Origin of the sequence: Streptomyces sp. SCSIO 30461, from assembly GCF_037023745.1 — a bacterium.
Classification (GTDB): domain Bacteria; phylum Actinomycetota; class Actinomycetes; order Streptomycetales; family Streptomycetaceae; genus Streptomyces.
In genome coordinates this window covers 6,453,324-6,466,972 of sequence record NZ_CP146101.1, presented here as the reverse complement: position 1 = coordinate 6,466,972, position 13,649 = coordinate 6,453,324, and the positions used below count along the sequence as shown (strand labels likewise).

Below are 13,649 nucleotides of genomic sequence, written 5' to 3'. Positions count from 1 at the left end.
CCCGTGAAGATTGAATTGACAGACGACCAGGCACTTGTCTTGTCCGACTGGCTGGACCGGGTAATGCACCGGAAGGATTTCGCGGCTATCGTCGATGATCGCGCTGTCTGGTCTGCCCTGTTCAGAATCAGCGGAGCGCTGGAGACGCAGTTGTCATCGATTTTCGACCCCTCCTACCCTGATCAGCTGGAATCCGCCCGTCAGCGACTGATCGACCAGCTCGGGGATTTCGGAAAGCAGTGACCGACGGAAGTTCCGGTACGGCTCAGTCCTCGGTCAACAGGTAGCGAAGCGGGCGGTGACTCTCCGGGAGTCACCGCCCGCCTCCATGACGGCCGTTGTGTCACGGCCTGACGGCTGCCGAGTGGTGGTTCCCTGGCTTGGCGCGGGCCGCCGCGTGTAGCGCGGCAGGCCCTCCATCCCTCGCCGCCGCCCACCACAGGGTGAGAACCCATACCGCGCGTGCGCGGAGGGCGGGGGAGGCGGTCGGGCACCCGGGGCCGCGCCCGTCGCACCCCCGTGCGGAAGAATGGCCCCATGACCTTGTTCCGCGACGACGGCATCGTGCTGCGCACCCAGAAGCTGGGTGAAGCGGACCGCATCATCACGCTGCTCACCCGTGGCCATGGCCGCGTACGGGCGGTCGCGCGGGGGGTGCGCAGGACCAAGTCGAAGTTCGGCGCGCGGCTGGAGCCGTTCTCGCACGTGGATGTGCAGTTCTTCGCGCGGGGCAGCGAGCTCGTGGGCAGGGGACTGCCGCTGTGCACACAGAGTGAGACCATCGCCCCGTACGGCAGCGGAATCGTCACCGACTACGCCCGCTACACCGCGGGCACCGCCATGCTGGAGACCGCGGAGCGGTTCACCGACCATGAGGGGGAGCCGGCGGTCCAGCAGTACCTGCTGCTCGTCGGGGGGCTGCGGACGCTCTCCCGGGGGGAGCACGCGCCGCATCTGATCCTTGACGCGTTCCTGCTGCGCTCCCTCGCCGTGAACGGCTACGCGCCCAGCTTCGACGATTGCGCCAGATGCGGACTGAACGGCCCGAACCGCTTCTTCTCGGTTGCTTCGGGCGGAGTGATATGCGGCGACTGCCGGGTGCCCGGCAGCGTCGTACCCTCACCTGAGGCAATCGGGCTGCTCAGCGCGCTGCTGACCGGTGACTGGGACACGGCGGACGCCGCCGAGGCCCGTCATGTCAGGGAGGCGAGCGGGTTGGTGTCGGCCTATCTGCACTGGCATCTGGAGCGGGGACTGCGCTCGCTCCGGTACGTGGAGAAGTTCGCCAGGAACGCAGAGGGCACCGAGAAGATCACGAACGCCACGAACGCCACGACCGCTACGAACGCCGAGAAGAAGTGAGTGTGACATGGCACGACGCGGAATCCTGGGACGCTCCCGCCGCGAGTACAAGGTCCCCGAGCCGCACCCGTCCGGTGCCCGCCCGCCGAGGATCCCGGCGGAGCTGGTGCCGCAACATGTGGCCATCGTCATGGACGGCAACGGCCGCTGGGCCAAGGACCGCGGACTGCCCCGCACCGAAGGGCACAAGGTCGGCGAGGGTGTGGTGCTCGACGTGCTCAAGGGCTGCCTGGAGATGGGCGTCAAGAACCTCTCCCTCTACGCCTTCTCCACGGAGAACTGGAAGCGCTCCCCCGAGGAGGTCCGCTTCCTGATGAACTTCAACCGCGATGTGATCCGCCGCCGCCGTGACGAGATGGACGAGCTCGGCATCCGTATCCGCTGGGTCGGCCGGATGCCCAAGATGTGGAAGTCCGTGGTCCAGGAGCTCCAGGTTGCCCAGGAGCAGACCAAGGGCAACGACGCCATGACGCTCTACTTCTGCGTCAACTACGGCGGGCGTGCCGAGATCGCCGACGCCGCCAAGCGGATCGCCGAGGACGTCGCCGCAGGTCGGCTCGACCCGTCGAAGGTCAGCGAGAAGACCTTCCAGAAGTACCTCTACTACCCGGACATGCCGGACGTCGACCTGTTCCTGCGCCCGAGCGGCGAGCAGCGCACCTCCAACTACCTGATCTGGCAGAGCAGCTACGCCGAGATGGTGTTCCAGGACGTGCTGTGGCCCGATTTCGACCGCCGTGACCTGTGGCGGGCCTGCCTGGAGTACGCGTCCCGCGACCGGCGTTTCGGCGGCGCGATCCCGAACGAGGAGCTGCTCGCCCTGGAGAAGAAGTCGACGGAGAACCGGTAGCCGGAGTGGGGAACGCGCCACCGTCGGGCCGGAACGAGTCGCCTCCCCGCGCCCTCTAGAAAGGCGCCGGGATCGACACGACCCGGTGGCTGGAATGGGGTGGGACGGATGCGGGTGCTCGTCGTCGAGGACGAGGAGATGCTGGCCGCGGCGCTGGCCGAGGGGCTGCGCCAGGAGGCGTTCGCCGTCGATGTCGTGTACGACGGCGAGGCCGCGCTGGAACGGCTGGCCGTCAATGAGTACGACGTGATGGTCCTGGACCGGGACCTGCCCAAGGTGCACGGTGACGTGGTGTGCGGCCGGGTCGCCGGGTCCGAGGCAGGTGTGCGGATCCTGATGCTCACCGTGTCCACGACCGTCGCCGAACGGGTCGCGGGACTCAACCTCGGCGCCGACGACTATCTCGCCAAGCCCTTCGCGTTCGCCGAACTCGTGGCACGTATCAGGGCACTGGGCCGCCGGGCCCGCGCCGCGACACCCCCCGTTCTGGAGCGTGCCGGGCTGCGTCTCGATCCCCATCTGCGCGAGACCCACCGTGACGGGCGCTACATCGCCCTGTCCCGCAAGGAGTTCGCCGTGCTGGAGGAGCTGCTGCGGGCCCAAGGCGCCCCGGTGTCGGCGGAGATGCTGCTGGAGCGGGTGTGGGACGAGAACATCGATCCGTTCACCACCATCGTCCGCGTCACGATCAGGAGCCTGCGCCGCAAGCTGGGCGATCCCGGGGTGGTGGAGACGGTGACCGGCGTGGGATATCGGGTCCGATGAACGAGGAGGGTCCCGGACCGTCTCCGTCCCCGCGGCGCTGGAGTCTGCGCCTGCGTCTGACCGCCGTCTTCGGCCTGCTGTTCTTCGTCGCGGCGGCGGCTGTGCTCATCGGCGCCGCCATCCTGGTACAGAACAGCATGCGCTACAGCCTGAGCCTGGTCCTGCCGGGCGGCTTCGGCTCGGATCCCCTGGTGGACCAGACGACCAGGCAGATCATCGTCGACACGATGCGGACCAATCTGCTGACGAAGGGCGGGTTCACCGTCCTCGCCGTCGGGGTCGTCGCCACCAGCCTCGGCTGGGTGGTCGCGGGCAGACTGCTGCGGCCCCTGGAGCGGATCACCTCCACCGCGGAACGTATCGCGAGCCGGACCCTGCACCGGCGGATCGGCCTCGACAGCGGATCGGGCGAGGTGAAGCGTCTCGCGGACTCCTTCGACAGCATGCTGGACCGGCTCGACGCGGCCTTCGCGGGGCAGGAGCGTTTCATCGCGAACGCCGCGCATGAGCTCAAGACACCGCTGGTGATCAACCGCACTCTGGTGGAGGTGGCCATGGGCCGCCGCGACGCGTCCCCCGAGATCCGGCAGCTCGGCGAGAACCTCCTCGCGGTCAACGCCCGTCACGAACGCCTCATCGACGCCTTGTTGACCCTCGCCCGCGCCGATGACGCCCTCACCGAGCGGGTCGGCACCGATCTGGCGGAGCTCGCCGCGGCCGTCATCGGGCACACGCGTGACGAAGCCGAACGCGGGGAGGTGACCGTCGAGTCGTACCTCGGCGCCGCGCCGACCACCGGCGATCCGATCCTGCTGGAGCAGCTCGTACGCAACCTCGTGGAGAACGCCATCAGGCACAACGTGTCCGGGGGCAGCGTGACGGTGGAGACCCGCAAGGACGCCTCCGGTGCGCGGATCATGATCGGCAACACCGGTGCGCAGATCTCACCGCACGAGATCCCGGTGCTGTTTGAGCCGTTCCGCAGGCTCACCGACCGGGTGGGCTCGGCCAGGGGAAGCGGGCTCGGGCTCTCGATCGTGCGTGCCGTGGCGCAGGCCCACGGCGGCGACGTTGCGGCCGCGCCGCGAGAGGGCGGCGGGCTGGTCGTGCACGTCACCCTGCCGTGAGCGCGAGTTGAGTGTGAGCGCACGCGGACCTGCCGGTCCTCGTACGTGCGCCTGGCTGTGTCCATGTGAGCCGCACGTCAGTGCCGGTGCCGTGCCCCCCGTGTGAGTTCCGTGTGAGCGGAAACCCTCACCGCCAGTTCACGTAGCGGCATGTGTAGTTCCGGTAGGAACATCATCCCTGCAAGGAGCTCCCCACCATGCCGAGCAGGCAGCACCGCAAGCAGAGCCGCAGAAAGCCCCGGACCATCCGTCAGCGCACACCCCTGTACGCGACCGCGCTCCTCGCCGTCGTGGGTGCCGGGTACTTCGTCGGCTTCGGAGGGGACAACGACACGGGGACGTTCGGGAAGCCGGCGTCCTTTCCGGGGCTCGACGGCGGCGGCTCGGCGAGTCGGCAGTCGCTCGAACTCGACATACCCGAGTCCCAGGAGCCGAAGCCCGGAGCGTCCCCGCAGGCATCCGAGGCCGCCGCCGAAGCCGCGGGCCAGCCGCGCATCCCGCAGCGCGGCGACGGCGAGTTCGAGACGGTTCCGGTGAAGGGCACGGCGCGCAGCGTCGGCAAGGGCGCCCCGCTGCGTTACGGCGTGGCGGTGGAAGGCGGACTGGGCCAGAACCCGGACGGCGTCGCCCGCGAGGTCGAGGCCGTACTCGCCGACAAGCGCGGCTGGACCAGCGGCGGCAAAGCCGCCTTCCAGCGGGTCGACCAGCCGCCCTACGACTTCGTGGTGCGCTTGGCGTCGCCCGCCACCACGGACGAGATCTGCGGCACGTACGGGCTCGACACCGGCGGCCAGGTCAACTGCAGCGGCGGCACGGACGTCGTGGTCAACCTCCGGCGCTGGATGTTGCTCACCCCCGCCTACCAGGGCCGCACCTCGATGTACCGCGCGTTGATCATCAACCATGAGGTCGGCCACCGGCTCGGCTACGGGCACCGCGGCTGCCCGGGACCCGGGCGCCCGGCACCCGCGATGATGCAGCAGATCAAGGGGCTCAACGGCTGTGTGATCAACGCCTGGCCCTATGGCGCGGACGGCCGTCCGATCGAAGGGCCCCACGTCGAGTAGCAGTTCGCGCGGATGGGCTCGGGTATGAGGCCGAGGCGGAAGCTCGACCGGTACGGCCCGGTCGGGCGTCCGGTGAGGCGGCGTGCCCATGACACGGGATTGGTTATGATCTCTGGCCAAAGGCTGAACCGCCACGGGGGTGTTCGGCCGTAGAGACCAGGGGGCGCTGAGCATGGCCGGTGCGGGCTCGGACGGCTACCGGATCCAGGCGAGCGGCATGGAAGACGAGGCCGGAAAGCTCGACCAGGCGGGCGACGACGTCGGCCTCATACGCAAGGCCGTGGAAGACGGCATGTGCTACGCACAGGACGCGCTCGGCGGCTCGGACTCCGGCCCTGCCTACGACAACTTCGCGACCGCCTGGCAGGCCGAGGCGAAGACGCTGGAAGCCGCGCTGCACGAACTCGCGGACAAGGTCGGCGTCTCCCAGCGGAACTACCGGAACGCCGACCAGGAAACCATCGTCGCGCTGCACTCCGCGGGCGGGGGCAACGGCCTGACGACCATGCCCGCGCCCGCCGCCGCCCACCCGGGGATCACCACGGGCCCCGCCCCGGGCGTGCGCCCGGCCGTGCTCGGTGAGCCCCCCATTGGCACCCGGCCCACCCCGGGCGCGCCTCCGCCGAGCCTCGCCGACTTCGACTGACCGGCCGGCGCACGCCACACAGACCGACACACCGGCGACCGCGCGCATCCGGTCGGCGCGTGTGCTTCCACCTGACACCTGAGCAAGGACAGCGGGCTCCCACCACATGGCTGACGCAGGCGAATCCACCACCGACCGCAAGCAGAAGATCGACGGCTACACGGGAGACCTCGCGGTGGCCGGCAGCAAGAACGAGGTCCTGGCAGCGATCGACAACCTTCTCGGTGTCTCCGCTCCGGTCGGTTCCCCGAGCACCTTGGAGGCCATCGCCCAGCGCTACAAGAGCCAGGCCGACGACGCCGCGGACGTACAGGACCGGGTCGAGAAGGTCGCCTCCTCGGGACTTCCTTCGGTGTGGGTGGGCAGCACCGGCGCCAAGGCGGCCGAGGTGGTGGCGGCGGCCGGCCGCTCCGCGCAGCAGATGGCCGAGGCGTTCCGCAAGGGGTCCAAGGCCCTCTACGGCCTCTCTGACGCGCTCACCTCCGCCCAGTCCAAGGACGACGACGGCCGCGAGCAGTTGCTCAAGGCCCGCGGGATGCTCGGCGGTGAGGACGGCTTCTTCGACGACATGGTCGAGAAGGACGCCGAGGAAGCCGAACGCAAGCGGGCCCAGGACGTCGCGGGAAACGGCGCCAACCTGCTCCACGCCGCCGCGCAGGAGGCGGATGACGCGGCACGGACGGCGGCGCGGGAGCTGAACAAGTACGCGGCCGAGGCCCGTGCCGGGCAGATGCGGACCGACAACATCTCCGCCGCCGACCGCCTTGTGCTCGCCGACGTGGGTGTGTCCGGGGGCCCACAGGAGCAGAACGAACTCCTCACCGCCAACGACCTCGAACGTTCCGGCCGTTTCATGGAGAAGATGAACGCGCGGGACGAGGCCCGCTTCGAGCGGATGCTCGCAGAGGCCAAGACGCCGCAGGAGCGGGCGTATCTGGTCAAGGCACTGGCCGCGGGCTATGACGTGGACGAGGTCGGCCGGTTCCGCGACAAGATCCACGGCAAGGACCCGTACTGGCTGCAGCAGCACCTCAGCCCGATCGTCACGGCCGGTGACAGCAAGGTGGACGAGGGGCTCAAAGACGACAGGTCGAACCGGAACACCGACTACCAAGAGTTCGGCGACGAGGCGTGGTCCCAGGAGGGCAACACCTGTGTGCCGGCGAGCACGGTGACCGCCCGCGCCATGGTCGATCCCGTCTACGCGCTGGAGTTGACCGGCGGACCGTCCGGGCAGGAGGACGACCCCGGTGCCTTTCGCGACCGGCTCAGGGACGAGCAGCTGCGCCTGCACGAGGAGGGCGACGGCAGCGATACGCACTGGTGGTCCGACGTCCCGGCCGGAATGGACAGCGACGGGCAGAACGAGATCGCCAACAGCGAGATCAGCCCGCACACCGGCAGCGAGTACGAGTACCAGGAGGTCCGTGGCGCGGACGAGCGCCGTGATGTGCTGCCGGACATCGAGAAGTCCGTCGCCGAGGGCAAACCCGTCCCCATCGAAGTGGAGGGGTACGACGAGAACGGCCGGCACGGACACCAGATGATGGTGATCGGCCAGGAGGGTGACATGCTGCAGATCTACAACCCTTGGGGCACGACCACCTGGGTCAGCGAGGACGACTTCGTCAACGGCCGGATGGACAAGGCCTCCGACGACCGCATGCCCGATGCGTTCGCCGTCCATCTGCCCGCCGACCGATAGGTGAGCCCCATGATCAGCGTTCTGCGCCGACTCGCCCTTCCCTCCGTGCTGGTGACCGTGCTCGCGGGTTGCGGCCTCGTCGGTCCTGACACCTATGAGCTGAATGAGAAGCACATAGAGGTTGACGCGGGGGAGGAGTTCACGCTGTCGGTCCCGGTCGCCGTCGCCATGGGTGAGCGGTGGTATCTGACATCGCCGGAGCCCGATCCCGATATCGTCCGGAACAAGGGCAAGCGGGATGAGATCGAGGGTGACGACGATGACGTCGTCGGCGGCGCGAGCGGAACGGACTTCTTCGACTTCGAGGCCGTCGGTCCCGGCACGACGGAGATCCGGCTCATTCAGTGCCCGCCCCAAGCCTGCGACGGTGGAGGCGATACCGGTCCCGCCACCCCGGCCCCGATCCCGAGCGGCGGCCCCACTCTCAACGCGAAGTACCGGGCCACCATCCACACCTACACCGTCACCGTGAGGAAGCCATGACCTCCGCGCCGCAGGCCTCGCCCCCGGGCCGCACCGATGACGAGCTGGCGCGGTCGGACATCCCGACCATGCTCCGTTACGGCATCTCCTTCGCAGGAAGGCACCGCACCGCCCTCTTCGGCGACGGCGCGGTGGGCGCCGCCGTCCTGTTGGACCGGCTCGGCGTCCAGCCGAGGGCGGTGGCCTTCCTCGCCAAGGTGGTGCGCGGCGGGGGTGTCCGGTACGCGGCTGAGCTGCGCGAGCCGGTGCCGGGCGATGAGGCGGTGTCCGTGGTGCGTGCGTGGCTGGAGGCCGCGGCCACCGCCGGCAACGGGATCGACGGCGGCGAGATGGCCGCCCGCTGGCTGGAGGCCGTCGCCGAACTCCTCGGTCTCCGGGTCGTCCACCGCTCCCGGACAGCCGGAGAGTGAGTGGAGGGACTCCGGATCACCGCACAACCGGGCGCGTTCGCCCGGCAGTGCGGTCACGCGGCGTGCCGGGCCGGGGCGTTGAGCGCGGGGCCGAGCGCATGGCCGATAGGGCCACGGTCCCGGCGGGCGCGCCTCAGGAGCGGTCGGCCTCGGACTTGGCGCACTCCGCGCAGGTGCCGAAGATCTCCACCGTGTGCGCGACGTTGACGTATCCGTGCTGCGCCGCGATCGTCTCCGCCCACTGCTCGACGGCCGGGCCCTCGACCTCCACCGCCTTGCCGCACACCCGGCACACCAGATGGTGGTGGTGCTCACCGGAGGCGCACCGCCGGTAGACCGCCTCGCCCTCGGTGGTGCGCAGCACATCCACCTCACCGGCCTCGGCGAGGGACTGGAGCGTCCGGTAGACCGTGGTCAGCCCCACCGAGTCGCCGCGGTGCCTGAGCATGTCGTGCAGCTCCTGCGCACTGCGGAATTCCTCGACCTCGTCGAGCGCCGCCGCCACCGCGGCCCGCTGCCGGGTCGACCTGCCGCGTACGGGGGGTCCAGCCGTCGCCACAGGGTGCCTCCTTCGATCCGCCCGCTCCTCGGACGGGCCATTCTGCCAGGCCGGAGTTCAGACGCTGACGTCATCGGCCGGGCGGTGGCCGATCTCGGCCGCCGCGTCGCACCGCGCCTGGCCCCCGGACGCTCCGGCGGCCCGCGCCCGCCGTCGCGCCAACGGCGCCGCCAGCGCGGTCAGCAGCACGAAGACTCCGATGGCCAGCAACACGATCGTCGCACCAGGCGGGACGTCCTGGTAGTAAGTGGTGACCGTACCCGCCAGTGTCACGGCGGTGCCGATCGCCACGGACACCGCGAAGGTCAGCTTGAACGACCGGGTGATCTGCTGCGCCGCCGCCACCGGCACCACCATCAGTGCGCTCACCAGCAGCAGCCCGACCACCCGCATCGCCACGGTGACGGTGACCGCCGCGGTGACCGCGACCAGCAGATTGAGCGCTCGTACCGGCAGCCCGGTGACCCGGGCGAACTCCTCGTCCTGGCTGATCGCGAACAGCTGCCGCCGCAGTCCCACCGTCACCAGCAGCACGAAGGCCGCGAGCAGGCAGATCGCCGTCAGGTCCTCATCGGAGACGGTGGACAGTGAGCCGAAGAGATACGAGGTGAGGTTGGCGTTCGAGCCGGTGTCGCTGAGATTCATCAGCATCACGCCGCCCGCCATACCGCCGTAGAACAGCATGGCGAGCGCGATGTCGCCGCGGGTGCGCCCGTACGCCCTGATCAGTTCCATCGCGACCGAGCCGATGACCGCGACGACGGTCGCCATCCACACCGGGTTGGTGGACAGCAGGAAGCCGAGCCCCACGCCGGTCAGGGCGACATGCCCGATGCCGTCGCCCATCAGCGCCTGGCGGCGCTGCACCAGATGGATGCCGACCGCGGGAGCGATCACACCGACCAGCACGGCGGCGAGCAGCGCCCGCTGCATGAAGGGGTCCTGGAGGAATTCCATGTCAGGTCAGCAGTCCCGTGCGGAGCGGCTCGTCGGCCGCGTGCGGATGTACGTGGTCATGGCCGGGCAACGCGTGCTGGCCGACCGCCTCGGGCGGTGGGCCGTCGTGGACCACGCAGCCGTCGCGCAGCACCACGGCCCGGTCGATCAGCGGCTCCAGCGGGCCGAGCTCATGTAGTACGAGCAGTACGGTCGTCCCTGCCGCGACCTGCTCGCGCAGGGTTCCGGCCAGGATCTCCTGGCTGGCCAGGTCCACACCGGCCATCGGCTCGTCCATGATCAGTAGTTCGGGGTCGGCCGCGAGCGCACGGGCGATGAGCACCCGCTGGTGCTGGCCACCGGACAAAGCGCCCACGGCGTCCTTGGCCCGGTCGGCGAGCCCGACCAGCTTGATCGCGCGCTCGACGGCGGCGCGGTCGGCCTTGGACGGCCACCTCAGCTTCGTACGGGAAAGCCGGCCGGAGGACACCACCTCGCGGACGGTCGCCGGGACGCCGCTGGTCGCGGTGGTGCGCTGGGGGACGTAGCCCACCCGCTGCCAGTCGCGGAAGCGGCGCAGCTCCGTGCCGAAGAGGGAGACCGAGCCGTCGGTGAGCGGCACCTGCCCGATCACGGACCGTACGGCCGTCGACTTTCCCGAGCCGTTGGCGCCGAGCAGCGCGACGACCTCGCCACGGCGCACGGTGAGGTCGATACCGCGCAGCACGGGGCGCGAGCCGAGGGTGGCCCAGGCATCGCGGACGGATATGACGGGTTCCAGGGGCTCCTGTGTGTCCATGCCCTGCGCCTCCGATGATCGTGTCCGGTCTGTCACCGCTGTCACCGCTGTCACCGCTGTCACCGTGCGCCGAGTGCCTTGCGCAGCGCGGTGAGGTTGGACTCCATGACGGCGATGTAGTCGTCGCCCTTGGAGCGGTCCGTGATCCCCTCCAGCGGGTCCAGTACGTCCGTCTTCAGCCCGGTGTCCCCTGCCAGGGTCTTCGCGGTCCGGTCGCTGGCCAGCGTCTCGAAGAACACCGTCGTCACCTTGTCCTGCTTCGCGACTCTCTGGAGCTCCCTGATGCGGGCGGGGCTGGGCTCCGACTCGGGGTCGAGCCCAGCGATGCCCTGCTGTTCGAGCCGGTAGCGCTCGGCGAGGTAGCCGAAGGCTGCGTGGGTGGTGATGAACGTCCGGGTGTCCGTGTTCTTCAGCCCGGCCGTGAAGCTGGTGTTCAGGGCGTTGAGCTTGGCCAGCAGCGCGTCGGTGTTCTTGGCGTAGGCGGTGGCGTGGGAGGGGTCGGCCTTCTCCAGGGACTTGCCCACGCCGCGGGCGATCTCCGCGTACTTCACCGGGTCCAGCCACACGTGCGGGTCCTGGCCGCCGTGCTCGTCGTGACCACCGCCCCCGCCCCCTTCTCCTTCCCCGTGACCGTGGTCGTCGCCGCCGGTCGCGGTGCCGTGCGCCTCCAGCTCGGTCAGGGTGCCCGCGTCGACGGTGTGCTCGACGCCCGCCTGGGCTACGGCGTCGTCCACGGCGGGCTGGACGCCCTTGAGATAGAGGATGTAGCCGGCCTGGCGCAGCTCGGAGACCTGCCTGGGCTTCAGATCGAGGTCGTGCGGCTCCACGCCGGGCTTGGTGAGCGTGGTCACCGCCACGTGTTCCCCGCCGATCTGCTCGGCGAGATACTGCATGGGGTAGAAGGACGCCACCACCGCAAGCTTGTCGTCGCCGTTCTTGCCACCGGTGTCGGAGGTCCCCGTGCAGGCGGACAGGGTGACGAGCGACAGGGTGGTCGCTCCCGCGACGGCAGTGGTGGATATGAGGCGGCGACGTACGTTCATGACAGTCATTTTCAACAAAAGTGGAAACGATTGTCAACAAGGGGGGAGAACTGCTCAGGTCCTGCACCGATTTGATCCAAGGGGTGAGGCCGCCGGTAATCTGAGGCACTCGCCACTCGTCACACCGGCCGGGCGCCCCGCGCCGCCCCAGCCAGTCGTCCCACCCGTCGTCGTAATGAAGAGAGCACCGTGGCCGCCGACAAGATCGACACGATCGTCAACCTGAGCAAGCGCCGTGGCTTTGTCTACCCGTGCAGCGAGATCTACGGCGGGCAGCGTGCCGCCTGGGACTACGGACCGCTGGGTACCGAGCTCAAGGAGAACATCAAGCGCCAGTGGTGGCGCTACATGGTCACCTCGCGCGAGGACGTCGTCGGTATCGACTCGTCGGTGATCCTGGCGACCGAGGTCTGGGAGGCATCCGGCCACGTCGCCACCTTCACCGACCCGCTCACCGAGTGCACCTCCTGCCACAAGCGCTACCGCGCCGACCACCTGGAGGAGGGGTACGAGGAGAAGCACGGCCACGCCCCGGCGAACGGCCTGGCCGACATCAACTGCCCCAACTGCGGCAACAAGGGCCAGTTCACCGAGCCCAAGCAGTTCTCCGGCCTGCTCTCCACCCACCTCGGCCCCACCCAGGACTCGGGCTCCGTCGCCTATCTGCGGCCCGAGACCGCACAGGGCATCTTCACCAACTTCGCCCAGGTCCAGCAGAGCTCGCGCCGCAAGCCGCCGTTCGGTATCGCCCAGGTCGGCAAGTCGTTCCGCAACGAGATCACGCCGGGCAACTTCATCTTCCGCACCCGTGAGTTCGAGCAGATGGAGATGGAGTTCTTCGTCAAGCCGGGCGAGGACGAGCAGTGGCACGAGTACTGGATGGAGCAGCGCTGGAACTGGTACACGGGCCTTGGCCTCCGTGAGGAGAACATGCGCTGGTACGAGCACCCCAAGGAGAAGCTCTCCCACTATTCCAAGCGCACCGCCGACATCGAGTACCGCTTCCAGTTCGGCGGCAGTGAGTGGGGCGAGCTCGAAGGTGTCGCCAACCGCACCGACTACGACCTCACGGCCCACTCCAAGGCGTCCGGCACCGACCTGTCGTACTACGACCAGGAGGCCCAGGAACGCTGGATGCCGTATGTCATCGAGCCGGCCGCCGGTGTCGGCCGGACGATGCTGGCGTTCCTGCTCGACGCCTACAACGAGGACGAGGCTCCCAACGCCAAGGGCGTCATGGAGAAGCGCACCGTGTTGCGCCTCGACCACCGCCTGGCCCCGGTGAAGGTCGCCGTCCTGCCGCTCTCCCGCAATCCGCAGCTCTCCCCGAAGGCGAAGGGTCTCGCCGCGGACCTGCGCCAGAACTGGAACATCGAGTTCGACGACGCGGGCGCGATCGGTCGCCGCTACCGCCGCCAGGACGAGATCGGTACGCCGTTCTGTGTGACCGTCGACTTCGACACCCTGGACGACAACGCGGTGACTGTGCGCGAGCGCGACTCGATGAAGCAGGAGCGGGTGTCCCTGGACCAGATCCAGGGGTACCTGGCGACGCGCCTCATCGGCGCGTAACGCTCAGCGCGCTGCTTGAGACAAAGGCCGACCGGGCTGGTGCCCGGTCGGCCTTTGTCATGCACACTGGGCGGACTCGCAACCGGGAGGGGCCCGATGCCGTCCACGACCAGCAGCAAGGTCAGCAGATGGGACCAGCACGGCCGCGAACATGTCGTACACGTCAGGAGGTCCGGCATCCAGCGCGCGCTGACCTGCGGGACCTGCGGCTGGCGCAGGAACGCGCAGTTCCTGCCGTGGCTGAAGGCGGAGGAGCATCTGCTGGAGGCGCACCAGGCGAGGATCGCCCCCTGAAAACCGGATGTCCTCGTCCCCGGTGACCGGG

16 protein-coding genes are annotated in these 13,649 nt (G+C 69.2%); 12 read left to right on the top strand and 4 right to left on the bottom strand.

Annotated elements, in window-relative coordinates; all coding sequences use genetic code 11:
• Nucleotides 1-3 precede the first annotated feature (3 nt).
• The 10 genes from V1460_RS29130 to V1460_RS29085 all read left to right on the top strand — a co-directional run bounded on the left by V1460_RS29130 (nucleotide 4) and on the right by V1460_RS29085 (nucleotide 8,415).
• Nucleotides 4-243 carry a hypothetical protein gene (locus V1460_RS29130; protein ID WP_338676581.1) on the top strand — a complete coding sequence of 80 codons (240 nt, stop codon included), beginning with the start codon at nucleotides 4-6 and terminating at the stop codon, nucleotides 241-243.
• 294 nt (nucleotides 244-537) lie between these two features.
• Entirely contained in the window at nucleotides 538-1,362 is an 825-nt protein-coding gene (recO, locus tag V1460_RS29125; RefSeq protein ID WP_338676580.1) for a DNA repair protein RecO, read from the top strand.
• A 7-nt stretch (nucleotides 1,363-1,369) separates the two neighbouring features.
• Nucleotides 1,370-2,212, top strand: coding sequence for an isoprenyl transferase (locus V1460_RS29120; RefSeq protein ID WP_338676579.1), 843 nt, complete (start codon nucleotides 1,370-1,372; stop codon nucleotides 2,210-2,212).
• 108 nt (nucleotides 2,213-2,320) lie between these two features.
• Complete coding sequence (locus tag V1460_RS29115) at nucleotides 2,321-2,977, top strand: response regulator transcription factor (protein ID WP_338676578.1); 657 nt, start codon at nucleotides 2,321-2,323, stop codon at nucleotides 2,975-2,977.
• Nucleotides 2,974-4,104, top strand: a complete 1,131-nt coding sequence (locus V1460_RS29110; protein WP_338676577.1) for an ATP-binding protein — start codon at nucleotides 2,974-2,976, stop codon at nucleotides 4,102-4,104. Before V1460_RS29115 ends, V1460_RS29110 begins: the two co-directional genes overlap by 4 nt.
• Before the next feature lie 197 nt (nucleotides 4,105-4,301).
• Nucleotides 4,302-5,171: a DUF3152 domain-containing protein gene (locus V1460_RS29105; protein ID WP_338676576.1), complete on the top strand. Its 870-nt coding sequence runs from the start codon at nucleotides 4,302-4,304 to the stop codon at nucleotides 5,169-5,171.
• Between the two features lie 139 nt (nucleotides 5,172-5,310).
• The gene (locus tag V1460_RS29100) at nucleotides 5,311-5,817 is read left to right on the top strand and encodes a WXG100 family type VII secretion target (RefSeq protein ID WP_338676575.1); all 507 of its coding nucleotides are present in this window, start codon (nucleotides 5,311-5,313) and stop codon (nucleotides 5,815-5,817) included.
• A 106-nt stretch (nucleotides 5,818-5,923) separates the two neighbouring features.
• Nucleotides 5,924-7,522: a peptidoglycan-binding protein gene (locus V1460_RS29095; RefSeq protein ID WP_338676574.1), complete on the top strand. Its 1,599-nt coding sequence runs from the start codon at nucleotides 5,924-5,926 to the stop codon at nucleotides 7,520-7,522.
• Between the two features lie 9 nt (nucleotides 7,523-7,531).
• The gene (locus tag V1460_RS29090) at nucleotides 7,532-8,005 is read left to right on the top strand and encodes a protease inhibitor I42 family protein (RefSeq protein WP_338676573.1); all 474 of its coding nucleotides are present in this window, start codon (nucleotides 7,532-7,534) and stop codon (nucleotides 8,003-8,005) included.
• The gene (locus V1460_RS29085) at nucleotides 8,002-8,415 is read left to right on the top strand and encodes a hypothetical protein (RefSeq protein WP_338676572.1); all 414 of its coding nucleotides are present in this window, start codon (nucleotides 8,002-8,004) and stop codon (nucleotides 8,413-8,415) included. Before V1460_RS29090 ends, V1460_RS29085 begins: the two co-directional genes overlap by 4 nt.
• Nucleotides 8,416-8,548: 133 nt before the next feature.
• Here V1460_RS29085 and V1460_RS29080 read toward each other — a convergent pair whose 3' ends face one another.
• The 4 genes from V1460_RS29080 to V1460_RS29065 are packed head-to-tail and all read right to left on the bottom strand — an operon-like array spanning nucleotide 8,549 to nucleotide 11,752.
• A complete protein-coding gene (locus V1460_RS29080; RefSeq protein ID WP_338676571.1) occupies nucleotides 8,549-8,974 on the bottom strand; it encodes a transcriptional repressor in 426 nt (141 codons plus the stop codon).
• A 57-nt stretch (nucleotides 8,975-9,031) separates the two neighbouring features.
• Nucleotides 9,032-9,931 carry a metal ABC transporter permease gene (locus tag V1460_RS29075; protein ID WP_338676570.1) on the bottom strand — a complete coding sequence of 300 codons (900 nt, stop codon included), beginning with the start codon at nucleotides 9,929-9,931 and terminating at the stop codon, nucleotides 9,032-9,034.
• A 1-nt stretch (nucleotide 9,932) separates the two neighbouring features.
• Nucleotides 9,933-10,709 carry a metal ABC transporter ATP-binding protein gene (locus tag V1460_RS29070; RefSeq protein WP_338676569.1) on the bottom strand — a complete coding sequence of 259 codons (777 nt, stop codon included), beginning with the start codon at nucleotides 10,707-10,709 and terminating at the stop codon, nucleotides 9,933-9,935.
• A 59-nt stretch (nucleotides 10,710-10,768) separates the two neighbouring features.
• Nucleotides 10,769-11,752 (bottom strand): metal ABC transporter substrate-binding protein, encoded by a 984-nt coding sequence (locus V1460_RS29065; RefSeq protein WP_338676568.1) that lies wholly within the window; start codon nucleotides 11,750-11,752, stop codon nucleotides 10,769-10,771.
• A gap of 189 nt (nucleotides 11,753-11,941) precedes the next feature.
• Between V1460_RS29065 and V1460_RS29060 the strand changes: the two genes are divergently transcribed.
• Entirely contained in the window at nucleotides 11,942-13,324 is a 1,383-nt protein-coding gene (locus V1460_RS29060) for a glycine--tRNA ligase (RefSeq protein ID WP_338676567.1), read from the top strand.
• A 96-nt stretch (nucleotides 13,325-13,420) separates the two neighbouring features.
• On the top strand, nucleotides 13,421-13,618 hold the full coding sequence (locus V1460_RS29055; RefSeq protein WP_338676566.1) for a hypothetical protein: 198 nt from the start codon (nucleotides 13,421-13,423) through the stop codon (nucleotides 13,616-13,618).
• Nucleotides 13,619-13,649: the final 31 nt, after the last annotated feature.

Excerpts from the sequence above, each read along its gene's own strand:
- recO (WP_338676580.1), top strand. The coding sequence starts at position 538 with ATGACCTTGTTCCGCGACGACGGCATCGTGCTGCGCACCCAGAAGCTG.
- V1460_RS29115 (WP_338676578.1), top strand. The coding sequence starts at position 2,321 with ATGCGGGTGCTCGTCGTCGAGGACGAGGAGATGCTGGCCGCGGCGCTG.
- V1460_RS29055 (WP_338676566.1), top strand. The coding sequence starts at position 13,421 with ATGCCGTCCACGACCAGCAGCAAGGTCAGCAGATGGGACCAGCACGGC.
- V1460_RS29065 (WP_338676568.1), bottom strand. The coding sequence starts at position 11,752 with ATGAACGTACGTCGCCGCCTCATATCCACCACTGCCGTCGCGGGAGCG.
- V1460_RS29120 (WP_338676579.1), top strand. The coding sequence starts at position 1,370 with ATGGCACGACGCGGAATCCTGGGACGCTCCCGCCGCGAGTACAAGGTC.
- V1460_RS29105 (WP_338676576.1), top strand. The coding sequence starts at position 4,302 with ATGCCGAGCAGGCAGCACCGCAAGCAGAGCCGCAGAAAGCCCCGGACC.
- V1460_RS29070 (WP_338676569.1), bottom strand. The coding sequence starts at position 10,709 with ATGGACACACAGGAGCCCCTGGAACCCGTCATATCCGTCCGCGATGCC.
- V1460_RS29090 (WP_338676573.1), top strand. The coding sequence starts at position 7,532 with ATGATCAGCGTTCTGCGCCGACTCGCCCTTCCCTCCGTGCTGGTGACC.
- V1460_RS29075 (WP_338676570.1), bottom strand. The coding sequence starts at position 9,931 with ATGGAATTCCTCCAGGACCCCTTCATGCAGCGGGCGCTGCTCGCCGCC.
- V1460_RS29085 (WP_338676572.1), top strand. The coding sequence starts at position 8,002 with ATGACCTCCGCGCCGCAGGCCTCGCCCCCGGGCCGCACCGATGACGAG.
- V1460_RS29095 (WP_338676574.1), top strand. The coding sequence starts at position 5,924 with ATGGCTGACGCAGGCGAATCCACCACCGACCGCAAGCAGAAGATCGAC.
- V1460_RS29110 (WP_338676577.1), top strand. The coding sequence starts at position 2,974 with ATGAACGAGGAGGGTCCCGGACCGTCTCCGTCCCCGCGGCGCTGGAGT.